Origin of the sequence: Vibrio ostreae (assembly GCF_019226825.1) — a bacterium.
GTDB classification, from domain to species: domain Bacteria; phylum Pseudomonadota; class Gammaproteobacteria; order Enterobacterales; family Vibrionaceae; genus Vibrio; species Vibrio ostreae.
Window position 1 is genome coordinate 2,469,683 of sequence record NZ_CP076643.1, and the last position, 15,670, is coordinate 2,485,352.

The 15,670-nt window shown below is 48.8% G+C and carries 13 protein-coding genes, 5 tRNA genes and 1 rRNA gene; 3 read left to right on the plus strand and 16 right to left on the minus strand.

Going from position 1 to position 15,670, the window contains the following annotated elements; genetic code table 11:
• Positions 1-82: 82 nt before the first annotated feature.
• From rpoB to KNV97_RS17515, 12 genes are all read right to left on the minus strand, one after another.
• Positions 83-4,111 carry a DNA-directed RNA polymerase subunit beta gene (gene rpoB / locus KNV97_RS17460; protein ID WP_218562443.1) on the minus strand — a complete coding sequence of 1,343 codons (4,029 nt, stop codon included), beginning with the start codon at positions 4,109-4,111 and terminating at the stop codon, positions 83-85.
• A gap of 230 nt (positions 4,112-4,341) precedes the next feature.
• On the minus strand, positions 4,342-4,710 hold the full coding sequence (gene rplL / locus KNV97_RS17465; protein ID WP_136487895.1) for a 50S ribosomal protein L7/L12: 369 nt from the start codon (positions 4,708-4,710) through the stop codon (positions 4,342-4,344).
• A gap of 59 nt (positions 4,711-4,769) precedes the next feature.
• On the minus strand, positions 4,770-5,264 hold the full coding sequence (gene rplJ, locus KNV97_RS17470) for a 50S ribosomal protein L10 (protein ID WP_136487896.1): 495 nt from the start codon (positions 5,262-5,264) through the stop codon (positions 4,770-4,772).
• Between the two features lie 290 nt (positions 5,265-5,554).
• Complete coding sequence (rplA, locus tag KNV97_RS17475) at positions 5,555-6,256, minus strand: 50S ribosomal protein L1 (protein ID WP_136487897.1); 702 nt, start codon at positions 6,254-6,256, stop codon at positions 5,555-5,557.
• 4 nt (positions 6,257-6,260) lie between these two features.
• Positions 6,261-6,689, minus strand: a complete 429-nt coding sequence (gene rplK / locus KNV97_RS17480; protein WP_136487898.1) for a 50S ribosomal protein L11 — start codon at positions 6,687-6,689, stop codon at positions 6,261-6,263.
• Positions 6,690-6,846: 157 nt separating this feature from the next.
• Positions 6,847-7,395, minus strand: a complete 549-nt coding sequence (gene nusG, locus KNV97_RS17485; RefSeq protein WP_004728254.1) for a transcription termination/antitermination protein NusG — start codon at positions 7,393-7,395, stop codon at positions 6,847-6,849.
• Positions 7,396-7,407: 12 nt separating this feature from the next.
• The gene (secE, locus tag KNV97_RS17490; protein ID WP_136487899.1) at positions 7,408-7,788 is read right to left on the minus strand and encodes a preprotein translocase subunit SecE; all 381 of its coding nucleotides are present in this window, start codon (positions 7,786-7,788) and stop codon (positions 7,408-7,410) included.
• 243 nt (positions 7,789-8,031) lie between these two features.
• Positions 8,032-9,216, minus strand: coding sequence for an elongation factor Tu (tuf, locus tag KNV97_RS17495; protein ID WP_218562431.1), 1,185 nt, complete (start codon positions 9,214-9,216; stop codon positions 8,032-8,034).
• A gap of 105 nt (positions 9,217-9,321) precedes the next feature.
• A tRNA-Thr gene (locus KNV97_RS17500) sits at positions 9,322-9,397 on the minus strand.
• Between the two features lie 13 nt (positions 9,398-9,410).
• Positions 9,411-9,485 (minus strand) — tRNA-Gly (locus KNV97_RS17505).
• 34 nt (positions 9,486-9,519) lie between these two features.
• Positions 9,520-9,604: transfer RNA gene (locus KNV97_RS17510), tRNA-Tyr, on the minus strand.
• A gap of 48 nt (positions 9,605-9,652) precedes the next feature.
• Positions 9,653-9,728 (minus strand) — tRNA-Thr (locus KNV97_RS17515).
• Between the two features lie 207 nt (positions 9,729-9,935).
• Between KNV97_RS17515 and coaA the strand changes: the two genes are divergently transcribed.
• The gene (gene coaA / locus KNV97_RS17520) at positions 9,936-10,859 is read left to right on the plus strand and encodes a type I pantothenate kinase (RefSeq protein ID WP_136487962.1); all 924 of its coding nucleotides are present in this window, start codon (positions 9,936-9,938) and stop codon (positions 10,857-10,859) included.
• Between the two features lie 108 nt (positions 10,860-10,967).
• Here the strand turns inward: coaA and birA are convergent, their stop codons facing one another.
• Together birA and murB are read right to left on the minus strand one after the other, a co-directional pair.
• A complete protein-coding gene (birA, locus tag KNV97_RS17525; RefSeq protein WP_218562444.1) occupies positions 10,968-11,930 on the minus strand; it encodes a bifunctional biotin--[acetyl-CoA-carboxylase] ligase/biotin operon repressor BirA in 963 nt (320 codons plus the stop codon).
• Complete coding sequence (murB, locus tag KNV97_RS17530) at positions 11,930-12,970, minus strand: UDP-N-acetylmuramate dehydrogenase (protein ID WP_218562445.1); 1,041 nt, start codon at positions 12,968-12,970, stop codon at positions 11,930-11,932. Before murB ends, birA begins: the two co-directional genes overlap by 1 nt.
• Positions 12,971-13,035: 65 nt before the next feature.
• On the opposite strand from murB, the gene KNV97_RS17535 reads away from it, so the two are divergent.
• Complete coding sequence (locus KNV97_RS17535; protein ID WP_218562446.1) at positions 13,036-13,470, plus strand: GNAT family N-acetyltransferase; 435 nt, start codon at positions 13,036-13,038, stop codon at positions 13,468-13,470.
• Positions 13,471-13,559: 89 nt separating this feature from the next.
• Positions 13,560-14,900 (plus strand): CDP-diacylglycerol--serine O-phosphatidyltransferase, encoded by a 1,341-nt coding sequence (gene pssA / locus KNV97_RS17540; RefSeq protein ID WP_136487958.1) that lies wholly within the window; start codon positions 13,560-13,562, stop codon positions 14,898-14,900.
• Between the two features lie 487 nt (positions 14,901-15,387).
• On the opposite strand, the gene KNV97_RS17545 is transcribed toward pssA, so the two are convergent.
• Together KNV97_RS17545 and rrf are read right to left on the minus strand one after the other, a co-directional pair.
• A tRNA-Asp gene (locus KNV97_RS17545) sits at positions 15,388-15,464 on the minus strand.
• 86 nt (positions 15,465-15,550) lie between these two features.
• Positions 15,551-15,666, minus strand: a 5S ribosomal RNA gene (gene rrf / locus KNV97_RS17550).
• Positions 15,667-15,670: the final 4 nt, after the last annotated feature.

Below are 15,670 nucleotides of genomic sequence, written 5' to 3' on the forward strand. Positions count from 1 at the left end.
TTAAAAGGAGCTCGCCGCGTGAACTGCGAGCACCTTCCTACCAGAAAACCGGTTAGGTTCCCCATGCGGGGAACCTTAAGGTTTACTCTTCGTCTTCTAGCTCGATGTTGATACCCAGCGAGCGAATCTCTTTCAACAGTACGTTGAACGATTCTGGCATACCAGGTTCCATCGAGTGGTTTCCGTCGACGATGTTCTTATACATCTTCGTACGGCCGTTAACGTCATCCGACTTAACGGTTAGCATTTCTTGCAGGGTGTAAGCCGCACCGTATGCTTCCAGTGCCCATACTTCCATCTCACCGAAACGCTGACCACCGAACTGAGCTTTACCACCCAGCGGTTGCTGAGTAACCAGGCTGTAAGAACCGGTTGAACGAGCGTGCATCTTGTCATCAACAAGGTGGTTCAGTTTCAGCATGTACATGTAACCAACCGTTACAGGACGCTCAAACGCATCACCAGTACGACCATCAAACAGAGTCAGCTGGCCAGATTCTGGCAGATCACCCAGTTTCAGCAGTTCTTTGATCGATGCTTCGTTCGCACCGTCGAAGACTGGAGTCGCAATTGGCAGACCACTACGCAGGTTATTAACCAGCGTACGCACTTCGTCATCAGACAGCGCAGCAATATCGACAACCTGACGGGTATTACCCAGATCGTAAACCTTCTGCAGGAACTCACGCTGTTTAGCCAGCTCTTGTTGTTCCTTCAGCATCTGGTTGATCTTGTCACCGATACCTTTCGCAGCCAGACCTAAGTGAACTTCCAGGATCTGACCGATGTTCATACGCGATGGTACACCCAGCGGGTTCAGTACGATGTCAACAGGCTGACCTTTTTCATCGTATGGCATGTCTTCAACAGGGTTAATCTTAGAGATTACACCTTTGTTACCGTGACGACCCGCCATCTTATCACCCGGTTGGATGCGACGTTTCACTGCCAGGTACACTTTAACGATCTTCAGAACGCCAGGTGCAAGGTCATCACCTTGGGTGATCTTGCGACGCTTGGTTTCGAATTTCTTGTCGAAGTCAGCTTTCAGCTCATCGTACTGTTCAGCCAGCTGTTCCAGCTGAGTTTGCAGTTCGTCGTTTTCCAGTGTCTGTTCCAGCCACTGTTTGCGCTCGATAGAATCCAGCTTCGCTTCGCTGTAACCACCGACCAGCAGCAGTGAACGAACACGAGCCAGCAGACCACCTTCCAGGATCTGGAATTCTTCGGTCAGGTCTTTCTTCGCTTCTTTCAGCTGCATCTGTTCGATTTCAAGCGCACGCTTGTCTTTCTCTACACCATCGCGAGTGAAGACTTGTACGTCGATAACCGTACCTGCAACCGAGTTAGGTACACGCAGAGAAGTATCTTTAACGTCAGACGCTTTTTCACCGAAGATTGCACGCAGCAGTTTCTCTTCAGGGGTCAGCTGAGTTTCACCTTTTGGTGTTACTTTACCAACCAGGATGTCGCCACCCTTCACTTCAGCACCGATGTAAACGATACCTGACTCATCCAGCTTAGACAGCGCTGCTTCACCTACGTTTGGAATATCCGCAGTGATCTCTTCCGCACCCAGCTTGGTATCACGCGCCACACAAGACAGCTCTTGAATGTGGATTGTGGTAAAGCGGTCGTCTTGAACAACACGCTCAGATACCAGGATCGAGTCCTCAAAGTTGTAACCGTTCCAAGGCATGAATGCGATACGCATGTTCTGGCCTAGTGCCAGTTCGCCAAGGTCAGTCGAAGGACCGTCTGCCAGTACGTCACCGCGAGCCACAGGTTCACCCGGCATCACACATGGACGCTGGTTGATACACGTGTTCTGGTTCGAACGGGTGTACTTAGTCAGGTTGTAGATGTCGATACCCGCTTCGCCAGGGATCAACTCTTCTTCGTTCACTTTAACCACGATACGAGAAGCATCTACAGACTGGATCATACCGCCACGTTTAGCGACTGCAGTTACACCTGAGTCTACCGCTACGTTACGTTCAATACCGGTACCAACCAGAGGCTTTTCAGCTTTCAGAGTCGGTACTGCCTGACGTTGCATGTTCGCACCCATCAATGCACGGTTCGCATCATCGTGTTCCAGGAATGGAATCAGCGATGCCGCGATCGATACAACCTGGTTGGTCGCAACGTCCATGTAGTTGATGTGTTCACGTGGGTGAAGACCAGATTCACCTTTCTGACGAGCAGTGATCAGCTCATCAGCAAAGCTAGATTCGTCAGTCAGTTTCGCGTTCGCCTGAGCGATAACGAATTGACCTTCTTCGATAGCAGACAGGTAATCCACTTCATCCGTTACGATGCCGTCAACCACACGACGGTATGGGGTTTCCAGGAAACCGTACTCGTTGCAGCGTGCGAACGCAGACAGCGAGTTGATCAGACCGATGTTTGGACCTTCAGGCGTTTCGATAGGACACAGACGACCGTAGTGGGTCACGTGTACGTCTCGAACTTCAAAACCAGCACGCTCACGAGTCAGACCACCAGGACCCAGAGCAGAAATACGACGTTTGTGCGTAACTTCTGACAGCGGGTTGTTCTGATCCATAAACTGAGACAGCTGTGAAGAACCAAAGAATTCTTTAACAGCAGCAGAAATAGGTTTCGCGTTGATCAGATCTTGTGGCATCACGTTGTCCAGATCGCCCAGGCTCAGACGTTCTTTCACTGCGCGTTCTACACGTACAAGACCAACACGGAATTGGTTCTCTGCCATTTCGCCTACTGAACGGATACGACGGTTGCCAAGGTGGTCGATATCGTCCACTTCGCCTTTACCGTTACGGATCGAGATCAGTTTCTTCATCACTTCGATGATGTCTGTTTCATCAAGAGTGCCTTGCTCACCGGCGTCTGCACGCTCGATAGAGCTGTTGAACTTCATACGGCCTACAGTAGACAGGTCGTAGCGTTCTTCAGAGAAGAATAGGCTTTCAAACAGGGCTTCAGCCGCTTCTTTCGTTGGCGGCTCGCCAGGGCGCATCATGCGGTAGATTTCTACCAGCGCCGAAATACGGTCAGTCGTGCTGTCGATACGCAGCGTTTCAGACATGAACGGACCGTGGTCTAGATCGTTCGTAAACAGAACTTCTAGCTTTTTGTAACCGGCTTGTGACAGGTTCGCCAGCGACTCCAGGCTGATTTCCTGGTTCGCACTCACGATAACTTCGCCCGTGGCTTCGTTGATGTACTCTTTCGAAGACACTTTACCTACGATGTACTCAACCGGTACTTCGATAAAGGTCACGCCATCTTTTTCAAGTTGACGGATATGGCGAGCCGTTACGCGGCGGCCTTTTTCCACATACACTTTGCCATCAGCTTCGATGTCGAACGACGCAGTTTCACCGCGCAGACGCTCTGGAACCAGCTCCATTTTCAGAGTCTGATCCTGAACTTCGAAGTTAATTTTCTCAAAGAATAGGTCTAGGATTTCTTCTGACGTCTTACCCAGCGCACGCAGAATGATCGAGGCTGGTAGTTTACGACGACGGTCAATACGAACGTACAGGTTGTCCTTCGGATCGAACTCGAAATCCAACCATGAACCGCGGTAAGGAATAACACGCGCGTTGTATAGAACTTTACCAGAAGAGTGGGTCTTACCCTTATCGCTGTCGAAGAACACGCCTGGGCTTCGGTGCAGCTGGGATACGATAACCCTCTCGGTACCATTGATTACGAAGGTACCATTCTCTGTCATGAGTGGAATTTCACCCATGTAGACTTCTTGTTCTTTAATATCTTTGACAGTACCTGCTGGCGCGTCTTTATCAAAAATCACCAGGCGCAGTTTTACGCGCAGTGGTTTTGAATAAGTTACACCACGGATTTGACATTCTTTAACGTCAAAAACTGGCTCACCAAGACGGTAGCTAACGTATTGCAGCTCTGAATTGCCGTTATAGCTCTGGATAGGAAATACAGAACGAAAAGCGGCTTCAAGTCCGTATTGTCCTTCAGGATCCTGTTCGATAAATTTTTCGAACGAATCGAGCTGGATCGATAGCAGGTATGGAATGTCCAAAACTTGTGGACGAGTACCAAAGTCCTTACGGATGCGCTTTTTCTCGGTATAAGAGTAAACCATGGGGTTCCTCAGCTCGCTGATAAGTGACCCAAACTGTCTGCATCAAAGAAGACAGTGACTAAATAGCTGTTTACTGTAGTGACGTCTCATTACGAAAGAATGAGGCGTTTTTTGCATGGATATGAAACGCTTAAACAGCGGGAAAATTCGCTCATACCCTACAGCGCAAAAAGGCCGGTGGTCAATAAACCACCAGCCATTAGCCTTACGGCTAAGAAATTAAGTAATTATTACTTAACTTCAACAGTTGCACCAGCTTCTTCAAGCTCTTTCTTCAGTGCTTCAGCTTCGTCTTTAGAAACTGCTTCTTTCAGAGGTGCTGGAGCACCGTCAACTAGAGCTTTAGCTTCTTTCAGACCTAGGCCAGTTGCGCCACGTACTGCTTTGATAACAGCAACTTTGTTTGCGCCAGCAGCAGTCAGAACAACGTCGAATTCAGTTTGCTCAGCAGCAGCTTCGCCTGCAGCAGCACCGCCAGCTACAACAGCAGCAGCAGCAGTAACACCGAATTTTTCTTCCATTGCAGTGATCAGTTCAACAACTTGCATTACAGACATTTCTGCAACTGCGTCTAGGATTTGCTCGTTAGTAATAGACATAACAATTCTCTTTTAAGTCAACAATAAGTTTATTTAGCAACCAGTAAAAAGCAAGGCTATTAAGCCGCTTCTGCTTCTTTTTGGTCGCGGACAGCAGCGATAGTGCGAACCAGCTTGCCAGCAGAAGCTTCTTTCATGCACATCATCAGACGTGCAATTGCTTCGTCGTAAGTTGGTAGCGTCGCTAGTACTTCAACGTCAGTAACTGCGCCTTCATATGCAGCCGCTTTGATCTCGAATTCTTTGTTCTCTTTAGCGAAGTCTTTGAAAAGACGCGCTGCAGCACCTGGGTGCTCGTTAGAGAAACCGATCAAAGTAGGACCTACGAATACGTCTTGAAGACATTCGTAAGCTGTGCCTTCTACTGCACGACGTGCAAGTGTGTTACGAACAACTTTCAGGTAAACACCAGCTTCACGAGCTTGTTTACGCAGAGTTGTCATCGCAGCAACTTGTACACCACGAGAGTCAGCTACAACTGCAGAAAGTGCACCACTGGCCGCTTCGTTGACTTCAGCGACAATTGCTTTTTTGTCTTGAAGATTTAAAGCCATCTTGGATTACTCCTGGTTGTTGTTACACCACTCACTATTATCACAACAGTGAGAGCTTAATAGGTGCATTCCCAGAAGAAAGGTAACTAATAAAATTAGAGCTTTCTGTCAGTTCGGGCACCATCTACGTAGGTTGCATTAAGTTATCTTTCGATAACGCCTACGGTCTTGGACGGAGACTGGGTCTTAATTCACACTGAATTCCGAAGAATTCAAAGAACCAAAGTTCAGCCCCAACCACAAATATTAGGCGCGAAATTATACACTAATTTCGCACCTAAGCAAATGCATTATGCTTGAGTGTTCAGGCTAGCCTGATCAACTGCAACACCAGCACCCATAGTAGTAGAGATGCTTACTTTCTTCAGGAAAGCGCCTTTCGCTGAAGAAGGTTTTGCTTTCTTAAGCGCAACTAGCAGAGCTTCTAGGTTCTCTTGCAGTTGGTTGCCTTCGAAAGACACCTTACCGATAGTGGTGTGGATGATGCCGTTCTTGTCGTTACGGTAACGAACCTGACCAGCTTTTGCGTTCTTAACCGCTTCAGCAACGTTAGGAGTTACAGTACCAACTTTAGGGTTTGGCATCAGGCCGCGTGGACCAAGGATAGTACCCAGTTGACCTACAACGCGCATTGCATCTGGAGATGCGATAACTACGTCGAAGTTCATCTCGCCTTTCTTAACTTGGTCAGCAAGCTCTTCCATACCTACCAGGTCAGCGCCAGCTTCTTTAGCAGCTTCAGCGTTTGCACCTTGAGTAAATACAGCAACACGTACTTCACGACCAGTACCGTGTGGCAGTACAGTTGCACCGCGAACGTTTTGGTCAGATTTACGAGCGTCGATGCCCAGGTTAACAGCAACGTCAACAGATTCTACGAATTTTGCAGTCGCCAGTTCTTTCAGAAGAGCAACCGCTTCGTTGATTTCGTACTCTTTAGTTACATCCACTTTTTCGCGGATAGTACGCATGCGCTTAGTTAGTTTTGCCATTATATTAACCCTCTACCACTAGGCCCATTGAACGAGCAGTACCCGCGATAGAACGCTTCATTGCTTCAACATCAGCACCAGTCATGTCAGCAGCTTTAGTTTCTGCGATTTCTTGGATTTGAGCGTCAGTAATGGTACCCACTTTTTCAGTGTTTGGACGACCAGAACCAGACTTGATGCCTGCTGCTTTCTTCAGAAGAACTGCTGCAGGTGGAGTCTTAGTTTCGAACGTGAAAGAACGGTCGCTGTATACAGTGATAACAACTGGGATTGGTAGACCTTTCTCAACAGATTCTGTTTTTGCGTTGAACGCTTTACAGAATTCCATGATGTTCACACCACGTTGACCTAGAGCAGGACCAACTGGTGGACTTGGGTTAGCCATACCCGCTGCAACTTGCAGCTTGATATAAGCTTCAACTTTCTTAGCCATGATATTTCCTAAATTATGGGTTCAAACGCTAACCAATCGATCAGCTCCCCGTTTACTGTCTTAATTTTACCGGCCTTTAAAACAGTTAAAGACCAATAAAAAGGCGCGAAATTATAGTCAGATTTCGCGCCTTAAACAAGCCTGTAAAGGTGTTTTTTTAATCAAGTTTCTCAACTTGACCAAATTCAAGCTCAACGGGTGTTGCACGACCAAAGATCGATACAGACACTTTCAGGCGGCTCTTCTCGTAATCCACTTCTTCAACGGTACCGTTGAAGTCAGCAAATGGACCTTCGTTAACACGTACCACTTCACCGGCTTCGAACATGGTCTTAGGACGCGGCGCTTCGCTCGCTTTCTCCAGACGGTTCAGAATCGCATCCGCTTCTTTATCAGTGATAGGTGCTGGACGATCAGAGGTACCACCAATGAAGCCCATCACACGAGGAACACTACGAACCAGGTGCCATGATTCATCATTCATGATCATTTGCACCAGCACATAGCCAGGGAAGAATTTACGCTCGCTCTTGCGGCGTTGACCCGCGCGCATCTCAACAACTTCTTCAGTTGGAACCAGAACTTCGCCGAACAGCTCTTCCATGCTATGCATTTTGATATGTTCGCGTAGCGACTGAGCGACACGACCTTCAAACCCTGAGAAGGCTTGAACTACATACCAGCGTTTTTTTGGAGCTTCACTCATGTATTAAACCCTCTATACTCCGGTTGCAAAGGCAACAAGACGAACCATAATGCCGTCAATGCCCCAAAGCACCAGAGCCATTACTATACTTACAGCTAACACGATCAACGTGGTTTGCATCGATTCCTGACGCGTTGGCCAGACAACCTTGCGAACTTCCATACGCGACTCGCGTGCAAAAATAATCGCAGCTTTACCTTTTGCGGTGGTCGCTGCTACGCCAAGCGCAGCTGCAATCAGCACAATCACACCTGCAGCGCGAATCACTACAGACAATTCACCATACAGGTAATTACCCACAACAGCAGCGGCCAGCAGAACAAAAGTGACTAGCCACTTAAACGTATCTGCAGCACTTGAGCTATCAGGAGTCTCAGCATTGTTTGCTTTCATAAACCAACCTGTCACAAGTCTTACTATAGACGACAACCGCCCCGCTGTTGCAGGGCAAATCCATTCAAAAAACACATCACGTGTTGATTGAGCGCTCAGACCAAGCACTTAGTCTTAGTCCCAGAATTCCTTGCTCGTGATCGACTAATAAATCGACACAAAAAGATACAGCGCAGAAAAAGGGCATCAAATGATGCCCTCTTTACTACTGTGTAGTCAAATCATTCTTCACTAATCGAAAGATTAAGCAAAGATTTTCGCTACAACACCAGCACCTACTGTACGGCCGCCTTCACGAATCGCGAAACGTAGACCTTCGTCCATCGCGATTGGAGCGATCAGGTCAACAATCATCTTGATGTTGTCGCCTGGCATTACCATTTCTACGCCTTCTGGCAGCTCGATGTTACCAGTTACGTCAGTTGTACGGAAGTAGAACTGTGGACGGTAGCCTTTGAAGAATGGAGTGTGACGACCACCTTCATCTTTAGACAGTACGTAGACTTCTGATTCGAACTTAGTGTGTGGAGTGATTGAACCTGGTTTAGCAAGTACTTGACCACGTTCTACTTCATCACGCTTAGTACCACGTAGAAGTGCACCAACGTTCTCACCTGCACGACCTTCGTCTAGCAGTTTACGGAACATTTCAACACCTGTACAAGTAGTAGTTGTTGTGTCGTGGATACCAACGATCGCAACTTCATCACCTACTTTCAGGATACCGCGCTCGATACGGCCAGTTACTACTGTACCACGACCTTGGATTGAGAATACGTCTTCGATTGGCATCAGGAACGGCATGTCTACTGCACGCTCTGGCTCTGGGATGTAGTTGTCCAGTGCTTCTGCCAGTTCAACGATTTTCGCTTCCCACTGCTCTTCGCCGTTTAGTGCGCCTAGTGCAGAACCTTGGATAACTGGTAGGTCATCACCTGGGAAATCGTATTCAGAAAGAAGTTCACGAACTTCCATTTCTACTAGTTCTAGCAGCTCTTCATCATCAACCATGTCACATTTGTTCATGAATACGATGATGTATGGGATACCAACCTGACGGCCTAGCAGGATGTGCTCACGAGTTTGTGGCATTGGACCATCTGTCGCAGCAACAACTAGGATACCACCGTCCATCTGTGCAGCACCGGTGATCATGTTTTTAACATAGTCAGCGTGTCCTGGGCAGTCTACGTGTGCGTAGTGACGAGTTGGAGTGTCGTACTCTACGTGTGAAGTAGAGATCGTGATACCACGCTCACGCTCTTCTGGAGCGTTGTCGATTGACGCGAAGTCACGAGCTGAACCACCGTACACTTTTGACAGTGTAGTACAGATAGCTGCTGTTAGAGTTGTTTTACCGTGGTCAACGTGGCCGATAGTACCAACGTTTACGTGCGGTTTCGTACGTTCAAATTTTTCTTTAGACATGAGTTGTCCCTCTAGGTACGGATATAGGTGGCTTTAATTAATGACCACGCAACCAAAAATTACCGGTAGTAAAGTATATATCAAAAGGAAAGTTTTGCTTAGAGCTGGTGCTGATAGGCAGAATCGAACTGCCGACCTCATCCTTACCAAGGATGCGCTCTACCGACTGAGCTATATCAGCACTCTTAAATGAGTGGAGCGGGCAGCGGGAATCGAACCCGCATCATCAGCTTGGAAGGCTGAGGTAATAGCCATTATACGATGCCCGCACACGTAACTCTGAGAGCTATTTCCTTAAGAATATGGTGGAGGGGGACGGATTCGAACCATCGAAGGCGGAGCCGGCAGATTTACAGTCTGCTCCCTTTGGCCACTCGGGAACCCCTCCAAATTTTTTGCCATTTTCACTGCCATCAAGCCTAGCTTGAGGAGAAAATGGTGCCGACTACCGGAATCGAACTGGTGACCTACTGATTACAAGTCAGTTGCTCTACCTACTGAGCTAAGTCGGCATAAGTGGGGCGCATTCTATTGAATGATTTCTCACCTTGCAACCCTTAAACTTAAAAAAAATCAAAATTTGCCACGTTTTTGTTTATTCGATGGTTTTTCATTCAAATTTCCGGCCAATCGCTAATTATGCCATCTTTCTCATTTGCTTTATCAGCACCATATTGTATGTTCCCCTCTCTTATTCTAATTATACGATTGAGCATTTTATGAGCCCGTACTTATCTTTTGCTCGTCATCAGTGGGCAGAGTTACGTAATTCTGTACCTATGACGTTGTCGGAAGCGGACCTGCGAGAGCTGCAAGGCATTAACGAAAGCCTCACAATTCAAGAAGCGGTCGAGATCTACCTCCCGCTGGCGAGGCTGTTAAACCTGTATGTCGCCGCCAGGCAAAGCCGCAACTCAGTACTGAATCAGTTTTTAAGCAATACCGAGAAAGCACCTCCTTTTGTCATCGGCATTGCCGGCAGTGTCGCGGTAGGCAAAAGCACCACTGCACGTCTGCTGAAAGCGCTGCTGTCACGCTGGGACAACCACGCCAAGGTCGAACTGATCACTACTGATGGCTTCCTGTACCCGAACCAGGTGCTCAAAGACCGCGGTATCATGCATAAGAAAGGGTTTCCCGAGTCTTATGATATGCGCCGCCTGGTGCAATTTGTTTCCGATGTCAAAGCCGGCACACCGCATGTGACCGCACCGGTCTATTCCCATCTGACCTATGACATCACCGAGGAACAAAAGGTGGTTGACCGCCCTGATGTACTGTTGATTGAGGGATTGAACGTGCTGCAAAGCGGGATGGACTATCCGCATGATCCACACCGGGTGTTTATCTCTGATTTTCTCGACTTTTCCATCTATGTCGATGCCGACAGCAGCATGATTGAAAAATGGTACATCGAGCGCTTTATGAAGTTCCGCCAGGGTGCCTTTACCAAGCCCGGCTCTTATTTCAGTCACTACACCCAGTTAAGTGAAGAAGAAGCGATAAGCAAGGCGAAAGAGATTTGGCACAGCATCAACGGTAAAAACCTGCAGGAAAACATCCTGCCGACCAAGGAACGCGCCCAGCTCATCCTGCGTAAAAGCATCGACCATACCGTCGAGCGGGTTCTGCTACGCAAATAGTGCCGTACTGGAACAAGCCGAATAAACAACAAAGAGGCAGCTGCCTCTTTGTTGTTGTACTTCATTCTGATTGCTCTCGGCCAGAGAAAGACTGGCGCTCAAAGCACGTTACTCACCTTTACGCAGTGATATCTCACCACCGACGTAGCTTTTCAGGCCTTGCCCGGTTTCCAGCAGTACACCGCCATGAGCATCGATGCCGCGTTCGATACCACTTACCTCGTTATTGCCCATAATCAACTTCACTTTGCGGCCGATGAAGTTATCCAGGCGGTTCCAGCGCTCGACGAAATCCTGCATACCATGCAGCTCATATTCACGCAGCGCCTTATCCAATGCCTGAATAAAGGCGATCGCCAGCTGGTTGCGATCAATACGATCCTGACCGATCACCTCCGCCAAACTGACCCAGGGCTGATCGATAGCCGATTCACGATCCTGCATAATCAGGTTCATACCCATACCGATCACCAGATGGGCGGCACCGCCGGCCTGTCCGGACATCTCAACCAAAATCCCGGCCAGTTTGCGGTCCTGATAGTACAAATCATTTGGCCACTTGAGCTTAACACCATCAAAGCCCATGTTTTCCAGCGCTTCGACCACGGCCACACCCACAACCAGGCTCAGCCCCATCGCGGCAGCCATACCGGCTTCCAGACGCCAGTACATGGAAAAGTAGAGGTTAGAGCCAAACGGCGATATCCACTGCCGTCCGCGCCGTCCGCGACCGCTGGCCTGATATTCAGCCAGACACACAGTACCGGAGGCGATATTGTCGAGATTATCGATCAAATGCTGATTGGTTGACCCGATGATGGGATGCAACTCAACCGGATTACTGACCTGCGACTGGATAGCCGCTTCTTCCAGCATCATCAGCGGCTGGGCCAGTTGATAGCCTTTGCCCTGCACGCGGAAGACATCTACGCCCCACTCCTGGATTCCCTGGATATGTTTGCTGATGGCTGCGCGGCTCATGCCAAGCTGCTCACCTAATGATTCACCGGAATGAAAAGTGCCATCTGACAGGGTCTTTAATAACGCCAGCTTTACACTATGCTCTTTCACTACGCTTGCTCCAGTATTTCCGTTAAGTTGGTTTCCCCTTGCACGCCGATAAAGCGCACTTCATGCTCAAGGGTAATAGCATATTTGTCCTGTACCCTCTGACGGACCAATGCCGCCAGCTCAATCACATCCCGTGCCGTGGCATTATCCGCATTAATCAGCACCAAAGCCTGTTTGCTGTGTACCTGGGCACCACCAACACGAGTGCCTTTGAGACCAGCACTGTCGATAAGCCAACCGGCCGCGATTTTCATGCCGTCACCGGCCGGATACGCCACCATGTGGGGAAATTCAGCCAGCAACTGGTGATATTGTGCCTGACTTATCACCGGATTTTTGAAAAAGCTGCCCGCATTACCGACTTCATGCGGGTCCGGCAGTTTATCGAGCCGGGTCTGACACACACACTGGTATATCGCTTCAGCGCCACAGGGCTGCGCCAGTGCTTTAAGCGGCCCATAGGAAGAGACCGGCTGCCAATTCTTGGCCAGCTTAAGCCCGACAGCCACCACAATCGCCTTGTCATATAAAGCGTGCTTGAAAATAGAGTCACGATAACCAAACTGACACTGTTCAGCGGTCAGACGTTGTACCGTCAGGGTATCCAGACATAAGTAATCGACGTAATCACACACATCTTTAAATTCGACCCCATAAGCACCAATATTCTGAATCGGCGCCGAACCGGCACAGCCCGGAATCAAAGCCAGATTTTCCAGTCCGTATAACCCCTGCTCCATACACCAGGCCACCAATTGCGGCCAGTCTTCACCGCCATGGACATGCAGATAGTGAAACTCAGCATCCTGGCTGTGGTCGATGCCGGATAACTGGTTCACCATCACCAGGCCCTGATAAGGCGCAGTAAACAGAATATTACTCCCCTTACCCAGCATCAGTTTTGGCGTGTGTTGCCATTGCTCGGATTGATAAATAAAAATCAGGTCCTGAACCGACTCAATCACAGCCAGAGATCGACAAGACTGATCGATGGCGAAGGTATGGTACGGCTTTAAATTCGCGTCGAGATGTAATTGCATGGGATTCTTTGGATAAACTAAACTTGGGTCATTCTACAACAGATGCACTTTTAAGACAGATACAAATGCCGACTCTGAACTTTGAACACATAGACCCGATAAAGTTGCCTCTGGTAAAGCGTTTTTACAAACAGCACTACCCGGGCACCAAGCCAAAAAGCGATGAACTGATGATCGGTGGCTACACTGAACAGGGAATGAAAGCCATCGTGCGCTTTCGCCAGGTCGCTAAGTACCGTCTGCTGACCGGCATGGTCGTAGACAGCCGCCTGCGCGGTGACAAAATAGGCTCTCAGCTGCTGAGTTATTGTCAGCAGAACGTACTACAGGACAAGGATTACTGTTTTGCATACTCACATCTTGAGGGTTTCTATCAGCAAGCCGCGTTTGAAACCATTGATTCCAGCCAGCTGCCAGCCGAGCTGCTCGGTCTGTTCCAGCGTTACAGTGCGAGTGGAAAAGATCTCATTCCAATGCAATTCATTCCAGAGATCAGGTAAGAATTGTCCTCTTTCCTAGCCATTGTTCATTCACTTTTGGTAATATGCTCTGATCGCAATTTTGCACATACGTAAGGTAAAGCATCCCTATGATTGCTCGTAGAAATCCATTCGAACAGCTACCCACTATTGCGCAAGATCCGGATAAGTTTGGTATTTTGTTCTCAGCCGAGGAATTTCGTACTCATTTGATTGAGTCGATTCGTCAGGCGAGTAAACGCATTTATATCGTGGCTCTCTACCTTGAGGACGACGAAGCTGGACGTGAAATTCTCACTGAGCTGTATGAAGCGAAGCAGCGCAACCCCGGGTTGCAAATCAGTATTTGTGTAGACTGGCATCGCGCCCAACGCGGCCTGATAGGCGCCGCGACCTCAGAAGGTAATGCGGCGATGTACAAGTCTTTTAAACAGCAGTATGACCACTGTATCCCGGTCTACGGTATTCCGGTGCGGGGCAGAGAAGTGTTTGGTGTTCTGCATCTCAAGGGCTTCATCATCGATGATGAAGTGATCTACAGCGGTGCCAGCCTGAATAACGTCTATCTGAATAAGAAAGAGCGTTACCGTTTTGACCGCTACCATACGTTCGAAAACAAAACGCTGGCTGACAGCATGGTGAAGTTTATCCAGCAACAGATGCTGGAGCACCCTGCCGTTAACGATTTGGCATGTAACAGCAAACCAAGTACCAAAGAGATTAAAGCCGATATTCGTCAGTTCCGTGCTTCGCTAACCCAGGCAAGCTACGAGTTTGAGCCGGAGAAAGTCTCAGAGCAGCAGATTGGTGTAACACCACTGGTTGGTATCGGTAAACGCCGTAACCGGCTGAACCAGTACATAGTCCAGCTCATCGCTCAGGCGAAAGAAGAAATCTTTATTTGTACCCCTTACTTCAACTTCCCGCGCGGAGTCGCGAAAGAGGTACGCAAAGCGATTCGCCGTGGAGTGAAGGTACATATCGTGGTGGGTGACAAAACCGCGAATGACTTCTACATTCCGCCAGAGCAAGGTTTTAAAACCATCGGTGGTCTGCCTTATCTGTATGAACTTAACCTGCGCCGCTTTGCCAAGCTGAACGAGGCCAATATCGCCAGCCGTAACCTGTCGATTCACTTGTGGAAAGACGGTGACAACAGCTTCCACCTCAAAGGCATCTGGATCGATAAACGTTATATGCTGCTGACCGGTAATAACCTCAATCCACGCGCGTGGAAACTGGATCTGGAGAACGCCCTGCTGATCACCGATGATCACCATCATCTGAATGAGCGCTTTGAGCAGGAGATTGAAAACATCCTGCAACATACTCAACTGGTGTGTACTTATAAGCAGATAGAGAAGATGGAAAACTACCCAGAGCAGGTCCAGCGCCTGATCCGCAAGATTATGCGCCTCAAAGCCGACCGGGTACTGAAACAGATTCTTTAACCCATACCTGCGATATCACATAGTAAATAGCCCTGGCCTAGTACCGGGGCTTTTTTGTAAGGGTCTAGGGTCTAGGGTCTAGGGTCTAGGGTCTAGGGTCTAGGGTCTAGGGTCTAGGGTCTAGGGTCTAGGGTCTAGGGTCTAGGGTCTAGAACTTAAAATAATAACCTGGGCAGATAACAAGATATTCCGGTCTCGATGTTGGCAGGAATAGATAAGGAAGTAGCGGACGGCTGGGGTCGCACACGACGGGCAGGCCTCCCTGCGGGACTCGTCATCGCAACGCGATGAATTTGGCTCAACTTAAACGACAAAACCCCAGTATTACTGCGGGGACGCCTAGTCTAGGGTTTAGAATAAGTGGCGGACGGCCGGGCTGACGCACCATCGGAGACGCGTACGTCCGGGACTCGTCATCGCAACGCGATGAAACTGGCTCAGCTTAAAACGACAAAACCCCAGCATTTCTGCTAGGGTTTCGAATAAGTGGCGGAGCGGACGGGACTCGAACCCGCGACCCCCGGCGTGACAGGCCGGTATTCTAACCAACTGAACTACCGCTCCGCATTGGTCAGACTATAAAAGTCTTTTCTCGTTTTTGCTTTCAGGCTATTCCTTAAAAAAGGAGTAAACTGAAGCAAGTAATTAAAGCCTGGCGATGTTCTACTCTCACATGGGGAGGCCCCACACTACCATCGACGCTGTTTCGTTTCACTTCTGAGTTCGGAATGGAATCAGGTGGGTCCAAAACGCTATGGTCGCCAAGCAAA

Coding starts and splice junctions, on each gene's coding strand:
- rplK (WP_136487898.1), bottom strand. CDS start 6,689: ATGGCTAAGAAAGTTGAAGCTTATATCAAGCTGCAAGTTGCAGCGGGT.
- tuf (WP_218562431.1), bottom strand. CDS start 9,216: ATGTCTAAAGAAAAATTTGAACGTACGAAACCGCACGTAAACGTTGGT.
- KNV97_RS17535 (WP_218562446.1), top strand. CDS start 13,036: ATGCCGACTCTGAACTTTGAACACATAGACCCGATAAAGTTGCCTCTG.
- coaA (WP_136487962.1), top strand. CDS start 9,936: ATGAGCCCGTACTTATCTTTTGCTCGTCATCAGTGGGCAGAGTTACGT.
- rpoB (WP_218562443.1), bottom strand. CDS start 4,111: ATGGTTTACTCTTATACCGAGAAAAAGCGCATCCGTAAGGACTTTGGT.
- secE (WP_136487899.1), bottom strand. CDS start 7,788: ATGAAAGCAAACAATGCTGAGACTCCTGATAGCTCAAGTGCTGCAGAT.
- murB (WP_218562445.1), bottom strand. CDS start 12,970: ATGCAATTACATCTCGACGCGAATTTAAAGCCGTACCATACCTTCGCC.
- rplJ (WP_136487896.1), bottom strand. CDS start 5,264: ATGGCTTTAAATCTTCAAGACAAAAAAGCAATTGTCGCTGAAGTCAAC.
- nusG (WP_004728254.1), bottom strand. CDS start 7,395: ATGAGTGAAGCTCCAAAAAAACGCTGGTATGTAGTTCAAGCCTTCTCA.
- pssA (WP_136487958.1), top strand. CDS start 13,560: ATGATTGCTCGTAGAAATCCATTCGAACAGCTACCCACTATTGCGCAA.
- rplA (WP_136487897.1), bottom strand. CDS start 6,256: ATGGCAAAACTAACTAAGCGCATGCGTACTATCCGCGAAAAAGTGGAT.
- rplL (WP_136487895.1), bottom strand. CDS start 4,710: ATGTCTATTACTAACGAGCAAATCCTAGACGCAGTTGCAGAAATGTCT.